Raw genomic sequence first — 25,334 nt, forward strand, 5'->3', positions numbered from 1 at the left:
GAGTAACTTATGTTGTCAAGTGGAGTTGTGACAGCAGCCTACATCGTTGCTGCTATCCTATTTATTTTCAGCCTTGCGGGGCTATCTCGCCATGAAAGTTCTCAACGAGGGAACACATACGGCATTATCGGTATGGGGATTGCCCTGATTGCAACCATCTTAGGACCTCATAGCGCGAATGTGGGTTGGATGATTGTGGCAATGGTGATCGGTGCCGTAATTGGTATTCGTTTAGCCAAAAAAGTTGAAATGACCGAAATGCCTGAGCTGGTTGCTATTTTGCACAGCTTTGTGGGTTTGGCAGCGGTACTTGTGGGCTTCAACAGCTTTATTGCAAGTGAAGGTCATGCCAGTAGCGTGATGGAAAATATTCATTTAACGGAAGTTTTCTTGGGCATTTTCATCGGTGCGGTCACGTTTACAGGCTCAATTGTGGCTTATGGCAAACTGTCAGGAAAAATGTCATCGAAGCCGATGATGCTACCAAATCGCCATAAGCTTAACCTTGCAGCCTTAGTCGTTTCATTTATTTTGCTGGTTATTTTCGTTAAAACTGACAGCGTTGGCTTACAAGTGTTTGTCATGTTGATCATGACCGCGATTGCATTAGCCTTCGGTTGGCATTTAGTTGCCTCTATCGGTGGTGCAGATATGCCAGTGGTTGTTTCCATGCTGAACTCATATTCAGGATGGGCAGCGGCAGCGGCAGGCTTCATGCTCAGTAATGACTTACTTATCGTGACAGGGGCCTTAGTTGGTTCATCGGGTGCTATCCTTTCTTATATCATGTGTAAAGCAATGAACCGTTCGTTTATCAGTGTTATTGCTGGCGGGTTTGGTACTGATGGTTCATCAACAGGTTCTGAAGAAGAGATGGGCGAATACCGCGAAACGACAGCGGAAGAAGTGGCTGAAATGTTGAAAAACTCCACTTCAGTGATCATCACTCCGGGCTATGGTCTGGCGGTAGCTCAGGCGCAGTATCCGGTGCATGATATTACGGCAAAACTGCGTGAACGTGGTATCAATGTTCGTTTCGGTATTCACCCAGTTGCAGGGCGCTTACCGGGGCACATGAACGTACTGTTAGCGGAAGCGAAAGTTCCTTATGACATCGTATTAGAAATGGATGAAATCAATGATGATTTCGCCGAAACAGATACGGTGCTGGTTATCGGCGCGAATGATACCGTGAACCCAGCGGCACAAGAAGATCCAAACAGCCCAATTGCGGGTATGCCTGTGTTAGAAGTTTGGAAAGCAAATAATGTCGTTGTGTTTAAGCGCTCAATGAATACAGGGTATGCAGGGGTACAAAACCCACTGTTCTTTAAAGAAAATACTCAAATGTTATTTGGTGATGCGAAAGCAAGCGTGGATGCAATTTTAAAAGCGCTGTAATTGCTTATCATTGACAATATAAAATAAAACGCCCTGAATTCAGGGCGTTTTTATATCTGAATATTTTGTTTTTTATTATTAATCGAATCATGAGTAATTAAGAATGGTCATTAAAAAGATAATAGAAAAAGCTCATAAATATTTCCATTTATGAGCCTCTAAATTTGATTGTTACTGCCAGTTTAACTAATCATCTGCGGCACTAATAGGGCAGACAAAACCATCAGGTTTAATCGCTAATAAATCGCATTTTAGCTTATCAATAACATGTTCAGCAGTATTACCTAAGAATGCAGCTGAAAGCCCAGTACGACCTAATATACCGAGTACCACGACACCTGCGTGTAACTCTTCACACATGTCAGGAATGATTTTTTCAGGTAACCCTTCACGAACATGGGTGTATTTCTCATCAATCGCAAATTTCTGCCGCAGGCTTTTCATGGCTATCAGATGCTGACCGCGTAGGGCATTGTTATACAAGCTTGGGTCAAAATCAGGCAGCTCAATGGCAATGTTCATTGGCGCAATCGGGTAAGCGCTAACTAAATGAATTTCCTGCTCTTTAATAACCCGTCGCGCGAGATCTTGGGTTTTCTCAACCAATTTGATATTTAGGTCATCATGGTAAGATTCTTCATTAGAAAGATTCACTGCAACCACAACAGAACCGTGATCTGGCCAAACTTTATCTTTTACCATCCAAACAGGACACGGGCATTTTCTTAATAAATGCCAGTCTAGCGGGGTAAAAATGATGGACTCTAAGTTGTCAGTTTGATGCGCCATTTTCAGTAGAAGGTCATGTTGACCGCTGATCACTTCCTGAATGATGGCTTCATAAGGCTTGTTGTGCCAAATGACTTTAATTTCTATCTCAATACCCGCTTCTAAATAAAAATGGGCTTGCTGTTTGATCCAAGCAGCTTTTTGGCTGATCACCCCTTTGCGCATCGCATTGCGTTCTTCAGGAGAAAGCAGGGTGGTCATGTCATAAGATAGGTCGTAGATAGGCAGGAAGGCTTTTATCCGTCCGCCATTACGCTGCACGATATAAACTGCACGCCTTAATGCCGGTTGATCATCCTGATTTGGGTCGATTGCTACTAAAAGATTTTTATAGTTAGCCATGCTGACATCCTCTCAATAAACGGATAGTTCCATCTCTCTAAACTATGTTATTGGGGATAAATACGCAAGAAATGTGATTAAAAAGTAACAACGGATCACAAAGTTTGTGACCCGTTTATAGGAATACTAGCAAGAAACAGGGGATACTTTACCAGCGATATCAGTCAGTTTCGCCATATCGTCGATGGTAATATATTTACCTTTAACGCTGAGCATACCGCTTTTTTGGAAGCGGCCTAACAGACGGCTAATTGTCTCAACGGTTAAGCCAAGGTAATTACCAATATCGCCACGAGTCATGGTGAGTCTGAATTCTCTTGGTGAGAAACCACGCTCAGCAAAACGATGAGATAGGTTAAGAATAAATGCAGCTAAACGCTCTTCCGCATTTTTCTTAGATAATAAGAGGATCATTTCTTGGTCCCCTTTAATTTCACCGCTCATCAGGCGCATAATTTGCTGGCGCAGGTTAGGCATTTTGCCAGATAAATCGTCCAGCGTTTCAAATGGAATTTCACAAACCATTGAAGTTTCTAGCGCTTGAGCAAAACTTGGGTGCTGTGTATGAATAATGGTATCAAAACCAACGAGGTCGCCCGCTAAGTGGAAACCGGTAATTTGCTCATCGCCTTCTTCAGTAATGGTGTAGCTTTTAATTGTGCCAGAGCGAATAGCGTATAAAGAACGTAATTCATCGCCGGCTTTAAATAAAGCTTGGCCTTTTTGAATAGGTTTTTTACGTTCGATAATATTATCGAGTTGATCCAGTTCGTGTTCATTCAGAGTAAAAGGAATACACAGCTGACTAATACTGCAATCCTGGCAATGAATAGCACAACCACCAGACTGGATGCGACGAACAACTCTTTTTTCTGGGATCATATTAAATGCTCAATCAGGTTAAAATTATTGATATGAGTCAATTTTAGCATAAGATAATTGATCAGGTAAGGGCTATATAAGACAGAAACGAGTTATTAAATAAAAAAGCAAAGAATGCTAAATTTACCAATCTAATAGATTCAGCAGATCATGCTAATTTACGGGATATTCGCAATTTCATGATTTGACATATATTAAATACATAAATTTAATATATAAAAAGAGGAACAAAAAACTTAATAAAAACACGTTTTATTTTACGTCATTTATTAGCATTAAATTAACACAAGAATAAACAGAAAAATATCATTTTTTCCTATTAACTTATAAAAAGAGGTCATAATGAATAACAATTTGATGTCGTTGCCCCCATTAATGACAGCTGTCGACATTATTGATCCAAGCGTTTCGGATGAACTGCAGCTAATAGAAATTCCGCTCCCTAAACTCCTTCCTGGTCATTTAATCGTTAAAGTGGAAGCCTCAGGTGTTAACCGTCCTGACATTTTCCAACGCAAAGGCTCATACCCACCACCGCCAGATGCTTCACCAATCATGGGACTTGAGGTATCAGGTACAGTTGTGGCTAAAGCTGATGATGTAACAACGTGGGCGATAGGCGACCGAATTTGTGCACTTGTAGCAGGTGGTGGTTACGCAGAGTACTGCTTAGTGCATCAGGATATTGCTTTGCCATTAGGAAATTTATCCTTTGAAGAAGGGGCTGCTATCCCAGAAAACCTTTTTACTGTTTGGGCGAATATGTTCCAGATTGGGCAGTTGAAAAAAGGGGAAACAGTACTTATTCATGGTGGTACCTCGGGTATTGGTAGTGTCGCCATCATGTTAGCAAAAGCCTTTGGTGCCACGGTGATAACGACGGTTGGCTCAGAAGATAAAGCGATAGCGGCGAAATCACTTGGTGCGGATTGTGTGATTAATTACCGAACAGACGATTTTGTTAAAGTGACTCAGGAGTATACAAATCATCATGGTGTGAATATGGTCGTCGATATTATTGGTGGAGACTATGTCAGTAAAAATTACGTAGTAGCCGCAAAATTTGGACGGATTATCCAAATTGGCATGATGAAAGGAAACCCAACTCAGCTGAACATGATGCCAATGATGGTAAAACGTTTAACCCACACTGGATCGACAATGCGCTCTCGAAGCAATGAAGAGAAAGCGCAAATCGCAAAAGAGCTGCATCAGCAAGTTTGGGGAATGTTACAGAATGGTAAGATAAAACCAATAATTAACAAAATATATACATTGTGTCAGGTGGAACGTGCACATCACCATATGGAGTCAGGGGATTTGATTGGTAAAATTATTTTAGTAAACAGGTAGCTACGACCTAACTATTTTTTAATCTTTATATAATTAGATAATAATTACGTAGGGTATTATTTGTTATTTATAACAAATAATTTACATTATCAAGTCTTTTGAGCGTAAATATCTCTTTACAGATGATTAATTTTTGAATTTTTGTGCCTGTCCACAAATCCGAACAAAATTAAGATGAGTTTGTTAATGTTTTAATGAAGATGGATTATATCTATAGACAAGTTGGCTCATTAACGGCTTGTCTACTACTGAATATAGGTTAAGGATATAAGTCTAGTCATATCATTAACAAGTTGTCATTCGACACAGACATCCCCCCGTTATTGCACTTTCCAATGATAATGAGTTGAGTAACTTAATGCAGCTGGTGCCAGCCAGCTGTAGTTTGAAGGTGTAGTGATAATGAATAATTTTAAAAATAAAAGCATGAACGTAGATGCATTGTTCCTCGGACCTAAATCTGAAAATGCGGTATTTTTCAGAGAAATGATGGAATATGCGGTGACTGAGCATATGCATTGGCGTTCTGGTTATCATCCTGAAGATCCCGATTTAATTACTACCGTCGATAGATATGCACCGGAATATCGGGATACGTTATATCGCACCGAAGGTATCCTTAATCAGCTTTCCTCAAAGTTAAAAACTACGTCAGTGCCTTGGTTTTCACCGCGTTACATGGGGCATATGAACGCGGATACTTTGATGATCTCCAATCTCGCGTATGTCATGGCTATGATGTACAACCCAAATAACTGCGCACAAGAATCTTCACCGACAACGACGGTATTAGAAATCGAAGCGGGGTTAGATTTATGCGGTATGTTTGGGTATGACGTGCAAAAATCTTGGGGGCACATTACCTCGGGTGGCACAGTAGCTAACTACGAAGGGTTATGGGTCGCGAGAAACATTAAAACCTTACCTTTAGCCATGGCATCCCACCCTCAAGCCAAACAACTCTTAACGGATGTTTCAGAAAACGCGTTACTGAATATGCGTACCAGTGATGTATTGGATCTGATTGATGAGTTGAAAAAGCAAGGGTTGTTTGAAGAAATTCGCAATCTGACCTGCCGAGGCACCGGTGTTGAACAAGGTAAACTCGGTAAATTGTTAGTGCCGCAATCCAAGCATTATTCGTGGATGAAAGCGATGGATATCTTAGGGTTAGGGCAGCAAAACATTGTTCAACTTCCCGTTGATAAACGTTATCGCACGGATGTTTCGCAAATGCGTGACATTGTTTTCTCATTGATTGAAAAAGGCGAGCCTATTCTTGCAGTGGTCGCTGTTGTAGGTACCACTGAAACAGGTGCTATTGATAACGTCGCTGAAGTCATTAAATTACGCGAGGAATGTGAGCAACGCTTTGGCGTTTCATTCTATGTGCATATTGATGCGGCGTATGCAGGTTATGCCTGCGCAATGTTCCGTGATGAAAACAACCAATTCCTTGAATATGATGCGCTTATTGCTCGTTACCATGACGAAGGTGTTTTCCCGCCAGATATCGTTTGGCCAAAGCCTGATGTTTATCAGAGTTTCCGAGCTTTAAACCAAGCTGACTCCATCACAGTCGATCCGCATAAAGTCGGTTTTATCCCTTATGCTGCTGGGGCGATTTGTATGAAGGACAAACGCATTGTCGATTTGATTTCCTATCATGCTGCCTATGTGTTTGAAGAAGTGAAAGAAAGTAGTCGTAAAACCGATAAACAACAGAATGTATTACTGGGTTCATCGATTATGGAAGGCTCAAAAGCTGGTGCGACGGCAGCGGCGGTATGGGCTGCACATCGGTTAGTTCCGCTGAACTTATTGGGGTATGGCAAAGTCATTGCGGCTGGGGTAACAACCGCCAATTGGATGATTGAAAAAATCAATGCCAGCGAGCCGTTTGTGATTGATGGGCGTGAGTTTACATTGGCAGCGATGCCTGCACCGGATTTCCACATGATCAACTTTATGTTCAGGGAAACGGGAAACACCTCACTAGAGAAACAAAACCAGTTAAATAAACGTTTGTATGAACTCTGCTCTTATGCAGCAGGACGCACTTATGCAAATGATTTTTTAACGTCGTCAACATCACTAACCCATGAAGAGTACGGTGATAATCCTCAGAATCTGTGTCTAGAGGCGAATTTCAAGGAAGAGGAATGGCACAAAGTCCATTCAATTTATGTATTAAGGGCCGCAATTATGACCCATTGCCTGCGTGATAAACAGCACTTCGATAACTACTGGAATGAATTAAGAAACATCTTTGAAGACAAACTACAACAGCTCATTGATGAAGAAAATAAACGTAATCATTCCATTCAAAAAGTTAGTGTTTAATTAATTTTGTTAGGATCTCAATATGAAAAATCGCACACTTGGTAGTGTTTTTATTGTTGCAGGTACTACGATCGGCGCTGGAATGTTGGCAATGCCAATTGCAGCGGGAAGTAATGGGTTTTCAGTCAGTTTGGTGATGTTGTTTGGTCTGTGGGCGCTAATGTGCTACACCGCGTTATTGCTGGTGGAAGTTTACCAGCATGAATCCCATGAAACAGGGATAGGTAGCGTTGCTCAGCGCTATTTAGGCTCGAGTGGGAAGTTCATCACGGGTTTTAGTATGATGTTTTTAATGTATGCCTTAACCGCCGCCTATGTGACGGGAGCAGGGCAAATCATTACCTCCAATCTGAAAGGTAGTTTTGCCATTGAAATGGCAGACTGGATGGGCATTGTCGTCTTTACCATCATTGGTGGTGGGGTTGTTTGCTTTGGTACCTCATCCGTCGATTTTATTAACCGCATCTTGTTTACTGCGAAAATCGTCTTTTTAGTGATCATTCTGGCAATGATGTTCCCGCATGTGGAACAGTTAAATTTACTATCAGCACCAACCGATAAAATTTTGATCCTCGCGGCTATCCCAGTCTTCTTTACCTCATTTGGTTTCCACGGAAGTGTGCCAAGTGTTGTGAAATATATGGGCGGTGATGTCAAAAAACTGCGAATTATCTTTGTGTTAGGAAGTGCGATTCCGCTAGTTGCTTACATTTTATGGCAAATCGCTACGCTGGGCAGTATTGGCACGAATACCTTTGTGGGTATTTTAGCTGAGAATTCTGGGTTAAATGGACTATTGGAAGCCATTAAAACAGTTGCGCAGTCAGGTAAAACTGAATTCGTCGCGCAAATGTTTATGAGCCTTGCATTAGCCACATCATTCCTTGGGGTTGCGTTAGGCTTGTTTGACTTCTTAGCTGACTTGTTTAAGCGCCAAGATAATGCATCTGGGCGTATCCAAACCGGGCTGATTACCTTTTTACCTCCGCTTGTTTTCGCATTGTTTTACCCGAAAGGTTTCGTGATGGCGTTGGGTTATGCGGCAATCGCGCTGTCTATCTTAGCGTTATTACTGCCAAGTGCGATGGCTCTGAAATCTCGCCATGTTAACCCTCGCAAATACCAAGTACTTGGTGGTAAGCCAGCATTAGTGATTGTATTCCTGTGTGGTATCGCAGTTATCGGCATCCAGCTCGGTATTGTCTTCAAAGTTCTGCCGGATATTGGCTAACACTAACGAGTTATTGTTTTGATTTAGAAAGCCAGTTCTCTCGCAGAACTGGCTTTTTTCATTTACTTGGATCACTAAAAACACTTTTTGTACTCTAAGACGCTAATTTTCTCGCTATCATAATGATAATAGTTATCATTAGCACACAATGATAAAAACAGATATATCTAATTCTGGCATTATTCAGAAAACCGATTATGATATTAGATATATCGGTTTTTATTTTTTGCACATTTACTGAGAGACCAAATGGACAATCCAAAAACCCTCGATACATGTCTATGTGGGGGTAAAAGTGTTCGGCGCATGTTTAATCCAAAACAGCTGCGTATTTATATTTTGCATTTACTCGTAGATGGCGCGAATTATGGTTATGAACTGATAAAAAAAATCAGTGAGGAAACTGCTGGATTTTATTGCCCAAGCCCTGGCGTGATTTATCCGACACTGACATTACTGGAAGAACTGAATTTTATTTCAACCAGTAAAGAAACGGGTAAAGGGCGTAAATGCTTTGCTATCACGCCGGAAGGCCGCTGCTTTTTACTTTTGAAAGCGGACATTCTGGCTGAAGTTAAAATGAAGCTAAATTATGCGCAAGAGCTGAAAGCGGGTAACCAATTTGCCAATGAAATTGAGTTAGCGGTAGATAAATTCAAATCATTACTCCGGCATAAAATTGTATTACAGCAGTTATCAAAGCAAGAATCGGCTCAAGTGGTGGATATTATCAACCAAGCCGTAAAACGAATTGAGCAAGTGAATGAGGCGCTATTAGTTTCTGAAAATAACGTAGTCTCGGAAAATAATGCCGTTTTAGAGAAGAACGCAGTAGAAGGAAAATAACATGGCAAAAACCCGTCATATTATCCAAGTTAAAGAGCAAATTCATATGAAAGAGACCATGCAGCCAGAACAAGTGATGCAGCCGGAAGAAAATAAGCAAACTGAGCCAAAAGAAGAACAGGCAGATTCCGTGCCGAAGAGTAAGGTTAAATTTAAAGAGGTAGTTTGTCCTAGTGTGCCAATGTCATACTTTAAGCGAGCAAAAAAACAGAAATATTAAGTTAGATGTAACACAGGTGGCAAAACAGTTATTCATAAAATGAGAGTAAATAGGGTGATTGACCCCATTTCACCGATAAGGATTTGCGTTACTTTATTAATAATTATTTTGTCACGGTATTATTTTATCACGGTATTGTTTTGTTATTGAAGCAATGAAAAGCCCCTAGTGCACGTTGGCATCTAGGGGCTTTATTATTTTAGATCTCTAGCAAAGTTTGAATTCGCTTCATTTCCTCAATCCACTGTTGCTGAAGAAGAGGCTTCTGATGCGCAACTTTACGTTGTTTATCTGCTGCTAACTTTTCTTCCAGCTCCAACAGCTGCTCAAGTAGGTCATCTTCATGAGAATGAGGCATGACCCCTTGTGTATTTTCAGAAATTAAACGGGTTTGGCTCTCTTCCAACTCGTTCTCTGAGAAGGCGGATTGTTTCTCTATCTTCTGGTAAATTTCTTCCAGATCCAGATACTCTTCCAAGCGATTATTATGAATATACCAATAACGCTGGCAACTATTTTCAATTAACCATTTATCATGACTAACGACTAACAGCGCCCCTTCGAATTGGGAAATTTGCTCACTCAGCGCTTCCTTACCTTCAAGATCAAGGTGGTTTGTCGGTTCATCCAGCAAAATTAGCGCATATTGCGCCAAACTTAGCCCAATAAATAACAAACGCGCTCGTTCACCACCACTTAGCGTTGCCACTTTTTGCTGATGGCGAGAATAGGCAAATCCTGCACTGATCAGCGCCATTTTTCGCTGTTCATCGGTGATAGGGGCAAAATGCCGCAATGCATCGATTAAACTATCATGGTCATTCAACTGAGTTAATTGCTGATCGTAATAACCTACTGAAATCGTTGGATGGAACTTTAACTGTGTTTCATAACGCAGGTCAGCAAGGTATTGCTGCCAAATCAAACGCAGTAGCGTGGACTTTCCGCAGCCATTGGCACCCATAATGGCAATTCGGTCACCGCTTTTCACTTGCGAAAAGGGGACTGAAAACAGAAATTGTCCATCCGGCGTGGTGACTTGTGTATTATCTAACTCAAGTACTCGATCCGCAGGTATCGCTTTTCCATTCAGTAACAATTGCCATTGATAGCCTTCAGTGAGGTCTGTTTGATCCTCTTTTAAACGATCTATCTGTTTTTCCATTTGCTTCGCTTTTCGAGCAAGCCCTTCATTGTCATAAACTTTGCCCCAAATCGCTAACCGCTTGGCACTTGAAGCAATACGGTCAATTTCCTTTTGCTCGGCGTTAAAGCGATGCTCATCGGCGCGGTCGGTTTCTGCTAATGCTCGGCGTGCTTGGCTGCATGGAAGCCGATAAAAATGCAGAGTTTTATCTCGCAAAATCCACGTACTGTTTGTCACCTTATCCAACAAAGATTGGTCATGAGAAACCAACACAAAGCTACCTTTCCAACTTTGAAGGAAATTCCCTAACCAAATAAGGGTAGGTAAATCCAAATGGTTACTCGGTTCATCTAACAGCAATAAATCAGGCTGGCTGATTAACGCACGCCCTAACAGTAAACGCGTATGTTGACCGCCACTAATGGCATTTGCCGATTGCTCCCACTGATGAGGTGCAAACCCTAATTCCGTTAATAACACTTCTGCTCGCCAACGTTCAGAAACATGTTCTTGCGTGGGCAGTTTTTGCAGTAGCGCATCTATCAAGGTTAATGGGGCGACTTCCGCAGGAAGATGCTGCTCGATATACGCAGTCACACAATGATTGGAATAGGTAATTTGCCCGCTATTTGGCGATAACTGAGAGGTCAAAAGCTTCAATAAGGTACTTTTGCCGCTACCATTGTGACCAATCAAACCAATACGGTCACCTTGAAGTAAAGTGAAGCTGATATCAGACAGTAATGAGGTGGTGGAGGTATCGTAGTTTAATGATTTTACAGATAATAATGTGCTCATAGCTTACTCAATTTCTAGGCGTAAAAACGCCGGGTATCGTCGATACGACAACCCAGTAAGCTGAGAAAAGACTCTTTAGCTGCTTTGCTCAGGCAGGGTTATCGCAGTGTAACACTGTGAAAGCCTGAGCTCTGGCGATTACCAAAGAAGTGTGAGTATTCAATAAGATCACACAACAGCATAAGATTAGCCTCCTTTTTTATTTTCAATATTTCGGTTGAACAATGGGGTGGATGATAGCAAAGAAGGGGATTTTAGAGCAATAGACCCATTCATTCTGTTTATCTGTTGTTACGAATTATTGGTATAAATCATTCTTATAATGGCGTTGCTTTGATGAATAAAACTGCTGAGCGTTAGGGTTTAGCGCCATCGATGGTTAAAATTGAGCCTCAAACAACAAGAGAGATAATAATGGATATACAAATTAGAACGGCAACCCGTGAAGATGCCCCGCTGATTTTAGACATGATTATTGAGTTAGCCGTCTATGAAAAAGCGCGTCATGAAGTAAAAGCCAGTGTTGCTGATATTGAAAACTCATTGTTCGCACCAGACTCCAAAACCGAAGCGTTACTGTGTTACGTTGACGGTAAACCGGCGGGTTATGCCGTATTTTTTACCAGTTATTCAACATGGTTAGGCAATAATGGGATTTATTTAGAAGATTTGTACGTTTCACCCGAGTGCCGTGGCGCGGGGGCAGGAAAAAAACTCCTCAAGCACATTGCTCAATTGGCTTTTGAACGCCAGTGCCAGCGCTTAGAGTGGAGCGTATTAGATTGGAATCAGCCAGCCATTGATTTTTACCAAAGCATCGGTGCACAACCACAAGACGAATGGGTTCGATATCGCATGGATGCTGAAAAAATTGCGAAGTTTGCCAATTAATTTGCTAGCAAAGCAATATTAACTGCTAAAAAAACATTAACGCTTAAATAATATTTTCATCACCATGTCAAAGCCAGCAAATAACGTTGCTGGCTTTATTGTTACTTTTTTATATTCCTATCTACACTTGAAACAATCTCTTTTTTCGAGAGGGTGACTTTTTTGTGATACATAACGATTTAACCTAAGCTAAATTCTGATAAAGTTATAATAAATAATAAGATAGCATCGCAAAATGGCTGTTATATAGACTTTGTCCGTTATAAAAATAATAAAACAATAAAATGTAGATGATATTTATTTCAAGAGAAAACAGTTTTGTAATGTGACTAATTAATTTAATTATCGACCAAAAACAACTGTGGTTCACTAATTTATTCAATGAATAGAGAAGGGATGGTATGAAAATAAATAAGCGCAAAGTATCGTTTTATCTTATTTTGGTTCTGGCAATTATAGCGGCCGGATATTATTACTGGAACCAAAACTCGAGTAGTCTTCCAGAGGGTTTTGCACAAAGTAATGGCAGAATTGAAGCCACCGAGATAGATATAGCGACTAAAACAGCGGGGCGAATTGATACCATCCTTGTCAAAGAAGGGGACTTTGTCCAACAAGGGCAAGAACTCGCCCGTATGGATACCCGTGCCCTACAGGAACAACTCCATGAAGTACAAGCTCAGTTACGGCAAGCCATTAGTGCGGTTGCCACGGCAGAGTCAGGGTTAGTGCAGCGCAAAAGTGAAAAGCTGGCGGCTCAGGCAGTCGTTCGTCAACGTGAAGCGGAGCTAGATGCTGCACAAAAACGGTTAAATCGTTCTCGCGTCCTAGTGAAAACTAAAGCCGTTTCTCAACAGCAAGTGGATGACGACACAGCACAAATGCAAGGTGCAAAGGCTGCGCTTGAAGCTTCAAAGGCTCAAGTTGCTGCATCCACCGCCGCCATTGACTCTGCACAAGCGGGTATCGTCCAAGCGAAAAACCGCGTAGAAGCTGCAACGGCAACAGAAAGACGCATCACGGCTGATTTAGAAGACAGTATTCTAAAAGCACCACGTAATGGACGCATTCAATATCGAGTGGCGGAGCCAGGTGAAGTCCTTGGTGCGGGTGGTCGCGTGCTGAACATGGTGGATTTAAGTGACGTGTATATGACCTTTTTCTTGCCAACAGAACAAGCTGGCAAGGTTGCTCTTGGAAGTGAAGTTCATATTATTCTCGATGCAGCCCCAAATATTGTGATCCCAGCCAAAACCTCATTCGTTGCCAGTGTTGCACAATTTACGCCTAAAACAGTGGAAACCCAAAATGAACGCTTGAAACTAATGTTCCGCGTTCGTGCACGTATTTCTCCTGAATTGCTGGAAAAACACCTTGAATATGTCAAAACAGGTTTGCCCGGAAAAGCATACGTTCGCTTAGATGCACAAGCCGCATGGCCAGCTGATCTTGAGGTGAGATTACCACAATGATCGCTAACACAATGATCCATAAAACAAAGACCGATAAATTGATGGATGATGTGATTGTTGATTTACAGCATGTCAGCCAACATTACGGTGATAACTGTGCGTTGGATGACATCACTCTCGCAATTCCTGCTCGAAAAATGGTGGGGCTGATTGGTCCCGATGGCGTGGGCAAATCAAGCTTAATGTCACTGATTGCAGGCGCCCGTGTGATCCAGCAGGGGCAAGTCAATGTACTCAATGGGGACATGCATAACAGCGACCATCGTCGCAACGTTTGCCCTAAAATTGCTTACATGCCTCAAGGGTTAGGAAAAAACCTCTACCATACGCTTTCCGTGTACGAGAACGTGGATTTTTTCGGCAGATTATTTGGGCAATCCAATGAAGAGCGAGCGTATCGCATTCAGGATCTTCTTGAAAGTACAGGGCTAGCTCCCTTTAAAGACCGACCCGCAGGAAAGTTATCGGGAGGAATGAAGCAAAAGCTAGGGTTATGCTGTGCGTTAATTCATGACCCAGATTTATTAATTCTTGATGAACCGACAACGGGAGTTGACCCCTTATCTCGGGCACAGTTTTGGGATCTTATCGACCGCATTCGAGAACGCCAAACCAATATGAGCGTGCTGGTGGCAACGGCCTATATGGAAGAAGCGGAGCGATTTGATTGGTTGGTGGCGATGGATGATGGCAAGGTGATGGCAACTGGGCATGCTTCTGAATTAAAAGCCCAAACGGGTTGTAATGACCTCGAAGCGGCCTTTATCGCGTTATTACCCGAAGAAAAACGTGCTGGTCACCAAAAAGTGGTTATTCCTCCTCGAGATACACGAGGTGATGACGTTATCGCTATCGAAGCTCAGGATTTAACGATGCGTTTCGGTAACTTTGTGGCGGTGGATCATGTGAATTTTAAAATTCCGAAAGGGGAGATATTCGGCTTTTTAGGTTCCAACGGGTGTGGTAAATCCACCACCATGAAAATGTTAACAGGCTTATTGCAAGCCAGTGAAGGGCAAGCATGGCTCTTCGGGCAAGAGATTGATCCAAAAGATATTGAAACCCGCAAACGCGTGGGATACATGTCCCAAGCTTTCTCCTTGTACAGCGAATTAAGTGTTCAGCAAAACCTTGAATTACATGCCAAACTATTCCACATTCCCGAAGATAAAATTAACCAGCGCATTGATGAAATGTGCCAGCGTTTTGACTTGGAGGATGTGCGTGAAACGCTGCCTGATGACTTACCCCTAGGGATACGCCAACGCCTCTCTTTGGCTGTGGCGGTTATCCATCAGCCGGAAATGCTGATCCTTGATGAACCGACTTCTGGGGTTGACCCTGTCGCGCGGGATATGTTCTGGAACTTAATGGTCGATCTTTCAAGACGTGACGGTGTCACTATTTTTATCTCCACCCACTTTATGAATGAAGCGGAACGCTGCGACCGTATTTCATTGATGCATGCGGGCAAAGTACTGGATTGCGATACGCCAGAAAACCTGATCGAAAAGCGTGGATTAGATACCTTAGAAGCCACGTTTATTGCCTATTTGCAGGATGCGGTGGGCGATAAAGATACGGGCAAAGAGACCGCCCCTGAATTTCATGTGGATGCAAAACTGAAAGAGCAAGCAGCGGAAGCACTCAAAAAACGCTTCAGTTTACGACGCTTATTTAGCTATAGCATTCGTGAAGGTATGGAGTTACGGCGGGATCCTGTACGTTCCACATTAGCGTTATTAGGGACGGTGATCCTGATGTTTATCATGGGATATGGGATCAGCATGGACGTGGAAAACCTACGTTTTGCTGTGCTCGACCGAGACCAAACGGGCTTAAGCCAAGGTTATACGCTGAACTTAGCAGGTTCTCGCTATTTTATTGAGCAGCCTCCATTGCAAGATTATGAGCAGCTCGAATCAGGTATGCGCAGCGGAAAAATCACTGTGGCGATTGAAATTCCACCTAATTTTGCTCGTGATATTGCCAAAGGAAATAACGTTAAACTGGGCGTATGGATAGACGGTGCGATGCCAAACCGAGCGGAAACGGTGCGTGGTTATGTGCAAGTGATGCATTTAGCGTGGTTAAGCACGATGGCGGCGCGTCAGCCGGCAGGTGTTGCAGGAATTCCGGCTATTGATATTGAAACACGCTATCGTTATAACCCGGATGTTCGTAGCTTACCGGCGATTGTTCCCGCCGTTATTCCTCTATTATTAATGATGATCCCTGCAATGCTCAGCGCGCTCAGTGTAGTGCGTGAAAAAGAGTTGGGCTCAATTATTAACCTTTATGTCACCTCGATCACCAAATTAGAATTTCTGCTCGGTAAACAACTTCCTTATATTGTTTTAGGGATGTTCAACTTTGTTTTACTTTGCATTTTATCCGTCTATGTTTTTGGTGTGGAATTTAAAGGTAGTTTCTTGTCATTGAGTTTAGCGGCATTTTTGTATGTCACCATTGCAACGGGAATGGGGCTGCTGATTTCCTGTTTTATGAAAAGCCAAATCGCGGCCATTTTTGGGACCTCGATTATTACCTTGATCCCCGCGACACAATTTTCCGGCATGATAGACCCAGTTTCTTCCTTGGAAGGGATTGGTCGCTGGGTAGGGCAGATTTACCCAACATCCCACTTTTTGACGATCACACGGGGAACCTTCTCTAAAGGGCTTAATTTCTTTGATTTACAAGCTTCATTTATCCCGCTAGCCATCACGATCCCGATTGTGATTGGCTTGAGTGTTTATTTCCTGAAAAAGCAGGAGGCATAGGGATGTTTCGTAAAATACAGAATATTTTTAACTTAGGCGTGAAAGAATTACGAAGCTTAGGGCGTGATAAAGCGATGCTGGCGCTGATTGTGTTTGCGTTTACTGTCTCGATTTATTCATCTGCAACGGTAACGCCGGGTTCACTGCATAATGCTCCGATAGCCATTGCAGATCAGGATAAATCCCAGCTTTCAAACCGTATTATTAATAGCTTCTATGAACCGTATTTCTTACCGCCAGCGGATATTGTACCGAATGAAATAGATGGCTTACTGGATAGAGGTGCCTATACGTTTGCAATTGATATTCCACCTAACTTTCAACGGGATGTACTTGCAGGGCGCCATCCTCAATTGCAAGTTAATATCGATGCAACACGTATGAGTCAGGCTTTTTTAGGGAATAGCTACATTCAGAATATTACCTTAGGAGAAGTGAACGAATTTTTGGCGAAATACCGCAGCCAAGGGCGTTTACCGGTTGATCTTGAAGTGCGTATGCGGTTTAACCCAAACTTAACGCAATCTTGGTTTGGTTCGGTGATGGCTATCATTAACAACATTACAATGTTATCGATTGTTCTAACTGGCGCTGCACTGATCCGAGAACGTGAACATGGTACCGTCGAGCATTTAATGGTGATGCCGTTAACGCCTTTTGAAATCATGATGTCAAAGATTTGGTCGATGGGATTAGTGGTACTGATTGCCTCGGCAGTCTCACTGTTGCTGGTGGTGAAAACCTTGCTGCAAGTACCGATTGAAGGGTCGATATTGCTGTTTATGTGTGGGGTGGCGCTCAGCCTGTTTGCCACCACATCGATTGGGATTTTTATGGGGACGATTGCACGCTCAATGCCACAATTTGGTCTATTGATGATCTTAGTGTTGTTACCATTAAACATGCTTTCTGGGGGGATGACTGCCCGTGAAAGTATGCCGCAACTGGTGCAAGACATCATGCTAACCATGCCGACAACCCACTTTGTTAGCCTAGCGCAAGCCATTTTATATCGTGGTGCGGGATTCGAAATTGTGTGGCCGCAGTTTGTTATTTTAGTGGTCATTGGTAGCGTATTCTTCAGCTTTGCATTAATGCGCTTTCGCAAAACCATTGCCACAATGGCATAGTTTTATTGCATCAGCTCCCATTAAATTACCTCGAATTACTTCTCACAAAACGCTTGCAGATTTTATCGGCAAGCGTTCTAATGCTGCACCATATAAAATGCTATGCCTATCAATTTTTAATTAATGATTAGATTTTGCCTATCAAATCGATAGCAACGACTGATTGGATTAAGTCTCTGCGAAACAGTAACTTAATAGTCAACCAAACAGGAGGACATCAAATGTCATTAATTAATACTCAAATCAAACCTTTTTCTAATCAAGCTTTTAAAGACGGTAAATTTATCGAAGTAACAGAGAAAGATGTTGCGGGTAAATGGAGCGTTTTCTTCTTCTATCCAGCGGACTTCACTTTCGTTTGCCCAACTGAATTAGGCGACATTGCTGACCATTACGCTGAATTCCAAAAAATGGGCGTAGATATCTATTCTGTATCGACTGACACCCACTTTACTCACAAAGCATGGCACGAAAGCTCTGAAACCATCGGTAAAATCAAATATGCGATGATCGGCGACCCAACAGGTGCTCTGACTCGTAACTTCGAAAACATGCGTGAAAACGAAGGTCTGGCTGACCGTGGTACATTTGTTGTTGACCCACAAGGTATCATCCAAGCTATCGAAATCACTGCGGAAGGCATTGGTCGTGACGCTGCTGACTTACTGCGTAAAGTTAAAGCTGCTCAATACGTTGCAAGCCACCCAGGTGAAGTTTGCCCAGCTAAATGGAAAGAAGGTGAAGCAACACTGTCTCCATCTTTAGATTTAGTCGGCAAAATCTAATCGATAACCCTCGATAAGAATATTGCAAAATAAGCCACGTTGCAGGCGCTAAACACAATTAAGTAAAAGCCTGCAACGGGCTATTCGACGGGTATATGTACCCGATTTTATGACCAAGGGGATTACATGCTCGATAATAATTTACAGGCTCAATTAAAAGCCTATCTGGAAAGATTAACTAAACCCGTAGAGTTAGTTTCGAATTTAGATGACAGCGCAAAATCAATTGAAATAAAACAATTACTTGAACAAATTGCGTCGCTGTCTGACAAGGTGACTGTGCGTGAAGAGCACGATGTTGCACAAAGAACACCTTCATTTTTAATCACCAACCCAGGGACTAATATTGGCGTGCGTTTTGCGGGCTCACCATTAGGCCATGAATTTACCTCTTTAGTGCTTGCTCTCCTGCAAGTGGGTGGTCATCCATCTAAAGAAGCACAAGAATTGTTGGATCAAGTGAAAGGGCTGGAAGGCGACTTTAACTTTGAAACTTACTATTCATTATCTTGCCATAACTGCCCTGACGTCGTGCAGGCGCTGAACTTAATGGCGGTATTGAATCCGAACATCAGCCATACGGCGATTGATGGTGCGCTGTTCCAAAACGAAATTGATGAACGCAACATCATGGGTGTTCCTGCTGTTTTCTTAAACGGCAAAGAATTTGGTCAAGGTCGCATGACATTAAGCGAAATCGTGAGCAAGGTGGATACCAATGCTGACGCGCGTGCGGCAAAAGCGATTAGCGAACGTGACCCATTTGAAGTTCTGATCATCGGTAGTGGTCCAGCGGGTGCATCCGCTGCGGTTTATACTGCGCGTAAAGGCATTCGTACCGGTGTTATCGGTGAGCGTTTCGGTGGGCAAGTCATGGATACCGTTGATATCGAAAACTATATCTCGGTATTAAAAACTGAAGGTGCAATTTTAGCTGGCGCCCTGAAAAATCATGTGGATAGCTACAATGTGGATGTGATTGATGGTCAATCCGTCACTAAGCTTATTCCTGCTGAACAAATTGGCGGATATCACCAAATCGAAACTGCATCAGGCGGTGTGATGAAGGCGCGCAGTATTATTATTGCTACTGGCGCACGCTGGAGAAATATGGGGGTTCCGGGCGAACAAGAGTACCGCACAAAAGGAGTGACATTCTGTCCTCACTGTGATGGTCCATTGTTTAAAGGCAAACGCGTCGCGGTAATCGGTGGTGGTAACTCCGGTATCGAAGCAGCTATCGATTTAGCGGGTATCGTTGAGCATGTGACGGTATTGGAATTCGCGTCAGAATTGAAAGCGGACTCCGTGCTGCAAGCCAAAGCCCGCAGCCTGAGCAATATCGATATTATTTTGAATGCTCAAACGCTTGAAGTTAAAGGCGATGGCAGCAAGATGACTAGCTTAGAGTACAAAGACCGCACGGATGAAAGCGTGCACTCTTTGGAAGTAGCCGGTGCGTTTGTTCAAATCGGTTTATTACCAAATACCAATTGGTTAGGTGATACTGTTGCTCGCAATCGTATGGGCGAAATCGAAGTCGATGCACGTAATGAAACGAGTGTGAAGGGCGTATTCGCCGCTGGTGACTGTACAACAGTGCCTTATAAACAGATTATCATTTCCGCCGGAGAGGGTGCCAAAGCCGCATTGAGCGCATTTGACTACCTTATCCGCACAAGTACCAGAACCGCTGAATAGGAGTTTTTTACTCTAAATTCAGTGAGTTGTAGTCAAAAGGCACTCGGGGGCGAGTGCCTTTTTTTTGTGGTTCTAATAATCAAGATAAGTAAGGCAATTTCATTAATATAATTGCTAATCACTTTACCCACACATCCACAACTCTAGCCACCACTGGTAGTAATTGAGTCAATATCACACTACCCACAAACCATAAAATGATTTTATTGGCGCTGGCGGCTAAAGCTTCTTTGGTGGAATAGTTGGATTTAATTATGGCGATATTGGTTTTGACTTCATGCAGATCATTTTTCATTTTATCGATTTCTTTTTCTAAGCTATTTAACTTTGAATCCATATTATTTCCCCCATGAGATGCTCTTGGATGATGTTGTTTAAATGAATTATCGCTGTAAGAAACAAATAACATTAAAGGGACTTGTTTTTCTCGGAATTGATTCGCCATTGCGTTTCTCCTCAATCCTTTTACTGAACGTGCTCATCCATTAATTGCGTTTTGAACAAACGAACGGGCATAAAAATCGGTGTATGGGGTAGGAGGGTATTTTGATGAGGAAATAGAGTCAAAAAATAGCGTGAAGATAGTGCTGAAGTTACTCCTAAAAACGTTGAGTTGCTAGCTAAAGCCCTGTGGTTCAGGGCTCTTTATCTGTGTAGTCAGAGTCAATCAATCAGTTGTTAAATGCAGGGATTAATGAATATCTTCGTGACTACGGTACACCAAAGAAAGCTCTGGATGATGCCATAAGCTAGCAGGGGTGACGGTCGTGCGCTCCCAAGGAATGGAACCAATAAACCACAGCTTCCAGAATTTTAATTTGGCATTCGGATTTTTTGTTAATAATTCTTGGAAAGTTTCGATTTCACCAATACGAATAGATAGGGCAGATTGGTAAATGTCGAATACAAATTTGGAACAAAACTGGCGTGATGAATCGTATTTAAACCCTGTATGGTAAAACTTATTTAATCGTGGAAAAACTTGTGTCACTAACGCTTGTTTTTGTGCCTCGGTTAAATGTGTGGATAAGCGGCGCACACTGTAACGATGCTCAGATGAGCGGGCAATAAAACGGGATAATGTGGTGGTAGTCGATAAAGGAATGCGGCTTTCAGCCACTAAATAATCGTCACCATCATGACCGATGATCATGCCCACATGGTTACTCCAACACTTTGATGCAGAAGCGATTTGGCGAAAAACTTCAGTGCCGATACTGGTGAAAACAATGTCACCGATTTCCAGTTCATATGGGTAGCTTATTTTTGTCATAGACACCTCAATAGAGTGAAAAGTTACATTGAGGTCATCTTATAAGCCGTCCAATACTAGCGGCAATCGGAATTGCGGCGAATATCATTTCTGTTTAACTTGGGTATATTTTCAACAATGCTTCACTTAATAACTGAATATTCTGGATGATTTTTTGTTCAGTGTGGGCGGCATATCCAAATAGAATGGCATCATTATTTTGGCTGTTAATACAATAACGAGATAATGGTTGTGCACCAAAACCAAGGTTACGACACTGTTCTAGGATAATCTCTAAGTTATAGCCTTTTCTTACCCAACAGACGGTATGAATTCCTGAATCATTCATTTGGGCATCAAAAATATGCGGGAGATATTGATTGATGGATTGGCAAAAAGCAGTTTGGCGTTCATAACAAATTTTGCGGATCTTACGAATATGTCTCGCGTAATGACCTTCTTGAATAAACTGCGCTAAAGCGGCTTGTTCTAAATAACTACAATGACTGTCACTGTAATATTTCATCATCGTAAAAGCTTCACTCAGACTTTCTGGCACAATTAAAAATCCAAGGCGAAAACCGGGATACATCATTTTAGAAAATGTACCGGCATATATAACACGTTGATGATTATCAAGCCCTTGTAAGGCTTGAATCGGTTTGGATAGAAAACGAAATTCGCTGTTGTAATCGTCCTCAAATATCCAAGCATTGTTCTGTTGCGCCCAATCTAATAGTGCAAGACGGCGGGGTAAACTTAAAGTTGTTCCAAGTGGAAATTGATGTGATGGTGTGGTGTAAATCAGTTTGGCATCACCATGATGTGCAGCCGCGTATTCAATATTCATTCCTTCATTATCGGAAGGGATCGGTGAAATATTGGCGCCAGCGGCGGTTAAAATTGCACGAGCACTATCATAACCAGGGTCATCGAGCCAAACAGTATCGCTTTGTTTTAATAAGACTTTAGCTACTAAATTTATTGCCTGCTGGGTTCCGTTGACGATAATAATTTGCTTGTCATTGCAATGAACACCTCGGGTTGAACGCACATAATCAGCTAATAATTTTTTGAGTGGTATATAGCCATCAGGATGATTATAGTGCGTGATATCATGCTTGGATTTTCGCCAAACTCTTCCTAATAACCGCCCCCAAAGGTCATGGGGAAACTGATCAACACAACCAACGCCAATATTAAATATTGAGCGCTTATTGGTATTTGGACGTGATTGTTCCCAAAGTGGCTGAAGGTTATTCAATATGGGGTTCAGATAAAGTGCAGGATTCTCTTGTTGGGAAGCCGCCTGTTTGGTGCTGATTGGACGAACTAGCTCATCAGGAATTTGTGCAGAAACATAGGTTCCAGAGCCTTGCTTTGAATATAAATAACCTTCATCGATTAAGCGTTCAAACCCTGCAATTACCGAGTTACGAGAAATTGACATCATCTCAGCTAGAGCCCGAGTCGAAGGTAATTTTAGGCCAGCAGCAATTCGTCCATCCAATATTGCATTACGGATCGTATGGTAAACTCCTTCATTAATTCGACCCTGTTCAATTAATAACAGTGGGAACTGAGCTTGCTGCTTTCGTCTCATAAGTGGATCCTAAATAAATAACAAAAGTGTATCTTATACAGTACCAGATAGCTCTGTACTATAACCTCATTCAGTTATATGTCTACAAATGGAAGGGTTATTATGAATAATGCAGAACTACCGGTATCTATTGAGTTTGTTTCCCTTGAGCACTACCCAGAATGGTTAGTTTATTGGCTGGAATATCAAAAATTTTATCAAGTGGATTTAAGCGAAGAAATTACATTAAAAGCATGGGCTCGTTTCTTCGACGAAAAAGAACCAATGCACTGTGCTGTCGCATTAGAAGGGAGCAAAGTAGTTGGTTTTGTGAACTATCTTTACCACCGTTCCACTTGGGCAGAAAATGATTTTTGTTATTTAGAAGATCTTTATGTGACCCCTGAAGTTCGTGGCCGCCATGTAGGGAAGCAATTAATTGAGTTTGTTCAGCAACAAGCGCAGCAGAAACAGTGTGGACGTTTATATTGGCATACCCAGGAAACCAATTTACGTGGACAAAAGTTATACAATTGGGTAGCAGAAAAACCGGGTGTTATTGAATATAGAATGCCACTATAAATGAGTATTCAATAAAATGAAGACCCGCTGTTTGATAACAGCGGGATATTTGTGCTAAAAATCTTAATTGGCTAATTGTGTCCGTACTTCCATTAATGCAAAGCCCAATAAATTTAAGCCTTTCCACGTAAGCGGATTTTCAATATTCTCCGTATCTTCCGCTAAACCAATTCCCCATATTTTATCGACAGGGCTCGCTTCCACAAGGACACGCTCATTGGTTGCCAATAAGAACTGCTTTAGCGCGTCATTTTGAGAAAACTTGGCTAAATTAGCTTTTACAACAATATCAAATCGGTTTGCATCCCAAATATCTTGTTTAAAGCCACGAACTTCTCGTCCAAAGGCTTTGGCTGCTCCAGGATTCGGAGCATGGATAATTTTTTGCAGAATTTCACTATCACCAAATAAACGCGCTTTTTCTGCCATCATAAAATGTTCAGCACTGGCGAAACGGTTACCATCAACGATAAAAGGGGCGGGATACCATTGGCTAAAACAGCTTTTTGTAATTTGCTGTTGTTTGGATTGATGACCCCAGAAAAAGACATACTTAAATTTCTTACCAGTTCGGTAGAGCTTACAAAGGTTTTTTATATCCATAGGACTAACTTGAAAAATAATAATTAGATTTAATGAGAGTAACGATAAATAAATGTGTTGGCTATCGGAAAAACCTGCACTGTATTTTTGAATAAAGCTCACACTCTGGAAAGGTATCTATATGTATCGCTTTTTTTAACTAACGTTTCATTGATTTTAACGATATAGTCACATTTATCAATTCATAATGGTTTGAAAAAAAAGAATTTCTTAATCATGGAAAAGATCTTACTCGTGTTGTGGCCGTTGTTTGCTCTCATCGCAATGGGTTTTGTTTTACGTAGAACAGCACTATTTTCTGCCGATTTTTGGCCTAGCGCAGAAAAACTCAATTACTTTATTTTATTTCCTGCATTATTAATAAACAGTTTGGCGAGTGCGCCACTCAATAATCCCAAATTACCCTATCTTGCCTGCGCCATTTTTTTCATCCTTGCTGTAAGTTCACTGCTTGTCGTGATAAATAAATATTTATTTAGAATACCAATCCCACGATTTGGAGCTCACATTCAAGGAATCATTCGTTTTAATACTTATTTAGGATTGGCGATTGTTGCGGATCTTTTTGGATCAGAAGGGATTGCGATTTCAGCGGTGATTATGGCGATTTTAGTTCCCAGTTGTAATGTTATTGCGGTACTGTCGTTAAGTGCAGGAAAAAAAGTTTCATTAAAGCAGTTAGCCATGCCTATTGTGAAAAACCCATTGATTATTTCTTGTGTCGTAGGAATATTATTAAATTTATTACCGATAGGTTTACCATTTGGGTCTGATCAATTTTTAAAATTATTGGCAGCAGCCAGCTTACCTTTGGGGCTAATTTGCATTGGTGGGGCATTACAAACAGCAACGCTCAGAAAAGAGTTTAAGCCTATTATGGTTTCAACATTGTTTCGCTTGCTTGCTATGCCTATTCTAGCCTCATTTACGGCTTATTTATTTGAATTACCTACATTAGAAAGTGTGCTTTTAGTTATCTTTTTCTCCATACCTACTGCACCAACATCCTATATTTTAACTAAGCAACTTAATGGAGATAGTCAATTAATGGCGGGGATCATTACTTTCCAAACTATTTTTGCCGTTATTACATTACCGCTAGTTTTAACATTAATTACCCAATAAGATTATTTTTATATAAAAAAGCAGTATCATAATTATTGCTATGCTGCTTTTTACGATTACGTGTAGTTAGATATGC

Annotated in this window: 21 protein-coding genes; 14 read left to right on the plus strand and 7 right to left on the minus strand. The window is 41.7% G+C overall.

Features of this window, described 5'->3' with window-relative positions:
- Window positions 1-12 precede the first annotated feature (12 nt).
- Window positions 13-1,401 carry a Re/Si-specific NAD(P)(+) transhydrogenase subunit beta gene (pntB, locus tag GKR61_RS03905; RefSeq protein WP_036948336.1) on the plus strand — a complete coding sequence of 463 codons (1,389 nt, stop codon included), beginning with the start codon at window positions 13-15 and terminating at the stop codon, window positions 1,399-1,401.
- Window positions 1,402-1,587: 186 nt separating this feature from the next.
- Here the strand turns inward: pntB and uspE are convergent, their stop codons facing one another.
- Window positions 1,588-2,532 carry a universal stress protein UspE gene (gene uspE / locus GKR61_RS03910; protein ID WP_036948142.1) on the minus strand — a complete coding sequence of 315 codons (945 nt, stop codon included), beginning with the start codon at window positions 2,530-2,532 and terminating at the stop codon, window positions 1,588-1,590.
- 126 nt (window positions 2,533-2,658) lie between these two features.
- Window positions 2,659-3,414 (minus strand): FNR family transcription factor, encoded by a 756-nt coding sequence (locus GKR61_RS03915; protein ID WP_154639559.1) that lies wholly within the window; start codon window positions 3,412-3,414, stop codon window positions 2,659-2,661.
- Window positions 3,415-3,756: 342 nt separating this feature from the next.
- On the opposite strand from GKR61_RS03915, the gene GKR61_RS03920 reads away from it, so the two are divergent.
- From GKR61_RS03920 to GKR61_RS03940, 5 genes are all read left to right on the plus strand, one after another.
- Entirely contained in the window at window positions 3,757-4,767 is a 1,011-nt protein-coding gene (locus GKR61_RS03920; protein WP_195848376.1) for an NAD(P)H-quinone oxidoreductase, read from the plus strand.
- Window positions 4,768-5,169: 402 nt separating this feature from the next.
- On the plus strand, window positions 5,170-7,110 hold the full coding sequence (locus GKR61_RS03925) for a pyridoxal phosphate-dependent decarboxylase family protein (protein WP_036948139.1): 1,941 nt from the start codon (window positions 5,170-5,172) through the stop codon (window positions 7,108-7,110).
- A gap of 82 nt (window positions 7,111-7,192) precedes the next feature.
- Window positions 7,193-8,341: a tyrosine transporter TyrP gene (gene tyrP / locus GKR61_RS03930; RefSeq protein ID WP_230083129.1), complete on the plus strand. Its 1,149-nt coding sequence runs from the start codon at window positions 7,193-7,195 to the stop codon at window positions 8,339-8,341.
- A gap of 306 nt (window positions 8,342-8,647) precedes the next feature.
- Complete coding sequence (locus GKR61_RS03935) at window positions 8,648-9,187, plus strand: PadR family transcriptional regulator (RefSeq protein WP_230082446.1); 540 nt, start codon at window positions 8,648-8,650, stop codon at window positions 9,185-9,187.
- Between the two features lies 1 nt (window position 9,188).
- The gene (locus GKR61_RS03940; protein WP_036948133.1) at window positions 9,189-9,407 is read left to right on the plus strand and encodes a hypothetical protein; all 219 of its coding nucleotides are present in this window, start codon (window positions 9,189-9,191) and stop codon (window positions 9,405-9,407) included.
- A 199-nt stretch (window positions 9,408-9,606) separates the two neighbouring features.
- Here GKR61_RS03940 and GKR61_RS03945 read toward each other — a convergent pair whose 3' ends face one another.
- Window positions 9,607-11,352, minus strand: a complete 1,746-nt coding sequence (locus tag GKR61_RS03945; protein WP_036948130.1) for an ABC-F family ATP-binding cassette domain-containing protein — start codon at window positions 11,350-11,352, stop codon at window positions 9,607-9,609.
- 414 nt (window positions 11,353-11,766) lie between these two features.
- Here GKR61_RS03945 and GKR61_RS03950 point away from each other — a divergent pair, with 414 nt between their 5' ends.
- From GKR61_RS03950 to ahpF, 6 genes are all read left to right on the plus strand, one after another.
- The gene (locus tag GKR61_RS03950; protein WP_154599291.1) at window positions 11,767-12,243 is read left to right on the plus strand and encodes a GNAT family N-acetyltransferase; all 477 of its coding nucleotides are present in this window, start codon (window positions 11,767-11,769) and stop codon (window positions 12,241-12,243) included.
- A gap of 401 nt (window positions 12,244-12,644) precedes the next feature.
- Window positions 12,645-13,715: an HlyD family secretion protein gene (locus GKR61_RS03955; RefSeq protein ID WP_154599290.1), complete on the plus strand. Its 1,071-nt coding sequence runs from the start codon at window positions 12,645-12,647 to the stop codon at window positions 13,713-13,715.
- A 41-nt stretch (window positions 13,716-13,756) separates the two neighbouring features.
- Window positions 13,757-16,498, plus strand: a complete 2,742-nt coding sequence (rbbA, locus tag GKR61_RS03960; RefSeq protein ID WP_195848380.1) for a ribosome-associated ATPase/putative transporter RbbA — start codon at window positions 13,757-13,759, stop codon at window positions 16,496-16,498.
- Between the two features lie 2 nt (window positions 16,499-16,500).
- Window positions 16,501-17,628, plus strand: a complete 1,128-nt coding sequence (locus GKR61_RS03965) for an ABC transporter permease (RefSeq protein ID WP_036948121.1) — start codon at window positions 16,501-16,503, stop codon at window positions 17,626-17,628.
- A 221-nt stretch (window positions 17,629-17,849) separates the two neighbouring features.
- Window positions 17,850-18,413 (plus strand): alkyl hydroperoxide reductase subunit C, encoded by a 564-nt coding sequence (gene ahpC, locus GKR61_RS03970; protein WP_006659869.1) that lies wholly within the window; start codon window positions 17,850-17,852, stop codon window positions 18,411-18,413.
- A gap of 126 nt (window positions 18,414-18,539) precedes the next feature.
- On the plus strand, window positions 18,540-20,114 hold the full coding sequence (gene ahpF, locus GKR61_RS03975) for an alkyl hydroperoxide reductase subunit F (RefSeq protein WP_036948118.1): 1,575 nt from the start codon (window positions 18,540-18,542) through the stop codon (window positions 20,112-20,114).
- 118 nt (window positions 20,115-20,232) lie between these two features.
- Here the strand turns inward: ahpF and GKR61_RS03980 are convergent, their stop codons facing one another.
- The 3 genes from GKR61_RS03980 to pdxR form a co-directional block, all read right to left on the minus strand.
- On the minus strand, window positions 20,233-20,559 hold the full coding sequence (locus tag GKR61_RS03980) for a hypothetical protein (protein ID WP_154599289.1): 327 nt from the start codon (window positions 20,557-20,559) through the stop codon (window positions 20,233-20,235).
- A gap of 246 nt (window positions 20,560-20,805) precedes the next feature.
- Window positions 20,806-21,387 carry a YebB family permuted papain-like enzyme gene (locus GKR61_RS03985; RefSeq protein ID WP_036948113.1) on the minus strand — a complete coding sequence of 194 codons (582 nt, stop codon included), beginning with the start codon at window positions 21,385-21,387 and terminating at the stop codon, window positions 20,806-20,808.
- 94 nt (window positions 21,388-21,481) lie between these two features.
- Window positions 21,482-22,969 carry a MocR-like pyridoxine biosynthesis transcription factor PdxR gene (gene pdxR / locus GKR61_RS03990; protein WP_036948110.1) on the minus strand — a complete coding sequence of 496 codons (1,488 nt, stop codon included), beginning with the start codon at window positions 22,967-22,969 and terminating at the stop codon, window positions 21,482-21,484.
- Between the two features lie 102 nt (window positions 22,970-23,071).
- On the opposite strand from pdxR, the gene GKR61_RS03995 reads away from it, so the two are divergent.
- Complete coding sequence (locus GKR61_RS03995) at window positions 23,072-23,530, plus strand: GNAT family N-acetyltransferase (protein WP_154599288.1); 459 nt, start codon at window positions 23,072-23,074, stop codon at window positions 23,528-23,530.
- A gap of 63 nt (window positions 23,531-23,593) precedes the next feature.
- Here the strand turns inward: GKR61_RS03995 and GKR61_RS04000 are convergent, their stop codons facing one another.
- A complete protein-coding gene (locus GKR61_RS04000) occupies window positions 23,594-24,133 on the minus strand; it encodes an NADAR family protein (RefSeq protein ID WP_036948323.1) in 540 nt (179 codons plus the stop codon).
- A 216-nt stretch (window positions 24,134-24,349) separates the two neighbouring features.
- Here GKR61_RS04000 and GKR61_RS04005 point away from each other — a divergent pair, with 216 nt between their 5' ends.
- Window positions 24,350-25,258: an AEC family transporter gene (locus tag GKR61_RS04005; protein WP_036948104.1), complete on the plus strand. Its 909-nt coding sequence runs from the start codon at window positions 24,350-24,352 to the stop codon at window positions 25,256-25,258.
- Window positions 25,259-25,334: the final 76 nt, after the last annotated feature.

Origin of the sequence: Providencia sp. wls1916 (assembly GCF_009706585.1) — a bacterium.
Taxonomy (GTDB): Bacteria; Pseudomonadota; Gammaproteobacteria; order Enterobacterales; family Enterobacteriaceae; genus Providencia; species Providencia lanzhouensis.

Bases quoted from the DNA above. Each gene is read 5' to 3' on its own strand.
- GKR61_RS04000 (WP_036948323.1), bottom strand. From the start codon at position 24,133: ATGGATATAAAAAACCTTTGTAAGCTCTACCGAACTGGTAAGAAATTT.
- GKR61_RS03925 (WP_036948139.1), top strand. From the start codon at position 5,170: ATGAATAATTTTAAAAATAAAAGCATGAACGTAGATGCATTGTTCCTC.
- GKR61_RS03995 (WP_154599288.1), top strand. From the start codon at position 23,072: ATGAATAATGCAGAACTACCGGTATCTATTGAGTTTGTTTCCCTTGAG.
- GKR61_RS03950 (WP_154599291.1), top strand. From the start codon at position 11,767: ATGGATATACAAATTAGAACGGCAACCCGTGAAGATGCCCCGCTGATT.
- GKR61_RS03940 (WP_036948133.1), top strand. From the start codon at position 9,189: ATGGCAAAAACCCGTCATATTATCCAAGTTAAAGAGCAAATTCATATG.
- pdxR (WP_036948110.1), bottom strand. From the start codon at position 22,969: ATGAGACGAAAGCAGCAAGCTCAGTTCCCACTGTTATTAATTGAACAG.
- GKR61_RS03965 (WP_036948121.1), top strand. From the start codon at position 16,501: ATGTTTCGTAAAATACAGAATATTTTTAACTTAGGCGTGAAAGAATTA.
- GKR61_RS03980 (WP_154599289.1), bottom strand. From the start codon at position 20,559: ATGGCGAATCAATTCCGAGAAAAACAAGTCCCTTTAATGTTATTTGTT.
- rbbA (WP_195848380.1), top strand. From the start codon at position 13,757: ATGGATGATGTGATTGTTGATTTACAGCATGTCAGCCAACATTACGGT.
- GKR61_RS03985 (WP_036948113.1), bottom strand. From the start codon at position 21,387: ATGACAAAAATAAGCTACCCATATGAACTGGAAATCGGTGACATTGTT.
- GKR61_RS03955 (WP_154599290.1), top strand. From the start codon at position 12,645: ATGAAAATAAATAAGCGCAAAGTATCGTTTTATCTTATTTTGGTTCTG.
- GKR61_RS03945 (WP_036948130.1), bottom strand. From the start codon at position 11,352: ATGAGCACATTATTATCTGTAAAATCATTAAACTACGATACCTCCACC.
- GKR61_RS04005 (WP_036948104.1), top strand. From the start codon at position 24,350: ATGGAAAAGATCTTACTCGTGTTGTGGCCGTTGTTTGCTCTCATCGCA.
- uspE (WP_036948142.1), bottom strand. From the start codon at position 2,532: ATGGCTAACTATAAAAATCTTTTAGTAGCAATCGACCCAAATCAGGAT.
- GKR61_RS03915 (WP_154639559.1), bottom strand. From the start codon at position 3,414: ATGATCCCAGAAAAAAGAGTTGTTCGTCGCATCCAGTCTGGTGGTTGT.
- tyrP (WP_230083129.1), top strand. From the start codon at position 7,193: ATGTTGGCAATGCCAATTGCAGCGGGAAGTAATGGGTTTTCAGTCAGT.
- GKR61_RS03935 (WP_230082446.1), top strand. From the start codon at position 8,648: ATGTTTAATCCAAAACAGCTGCGTATTTATATTTTGCATTTACTCGTA.
- ahpF (WP_036948118.1), top strand. From the start codon at position 18,540: ATGCTCGATAATAATTTACAGGCTCAATTAAAAGCCTATCTGGAAAGA.
- ahpC (WP_006659869.1), top strand. From the start codon at position 17,850: ATGTCATTAATTAATACTCAAATCAAACCTTTTTCTAATCAAGCTTTT.
- GKR61_RS03920 (WP_195848376.1), top strand. From the start codon at position 3,757: ATGAATAACAATTTGATGTCGTTGCCCCCATTAATGACAGCTGTCGAC.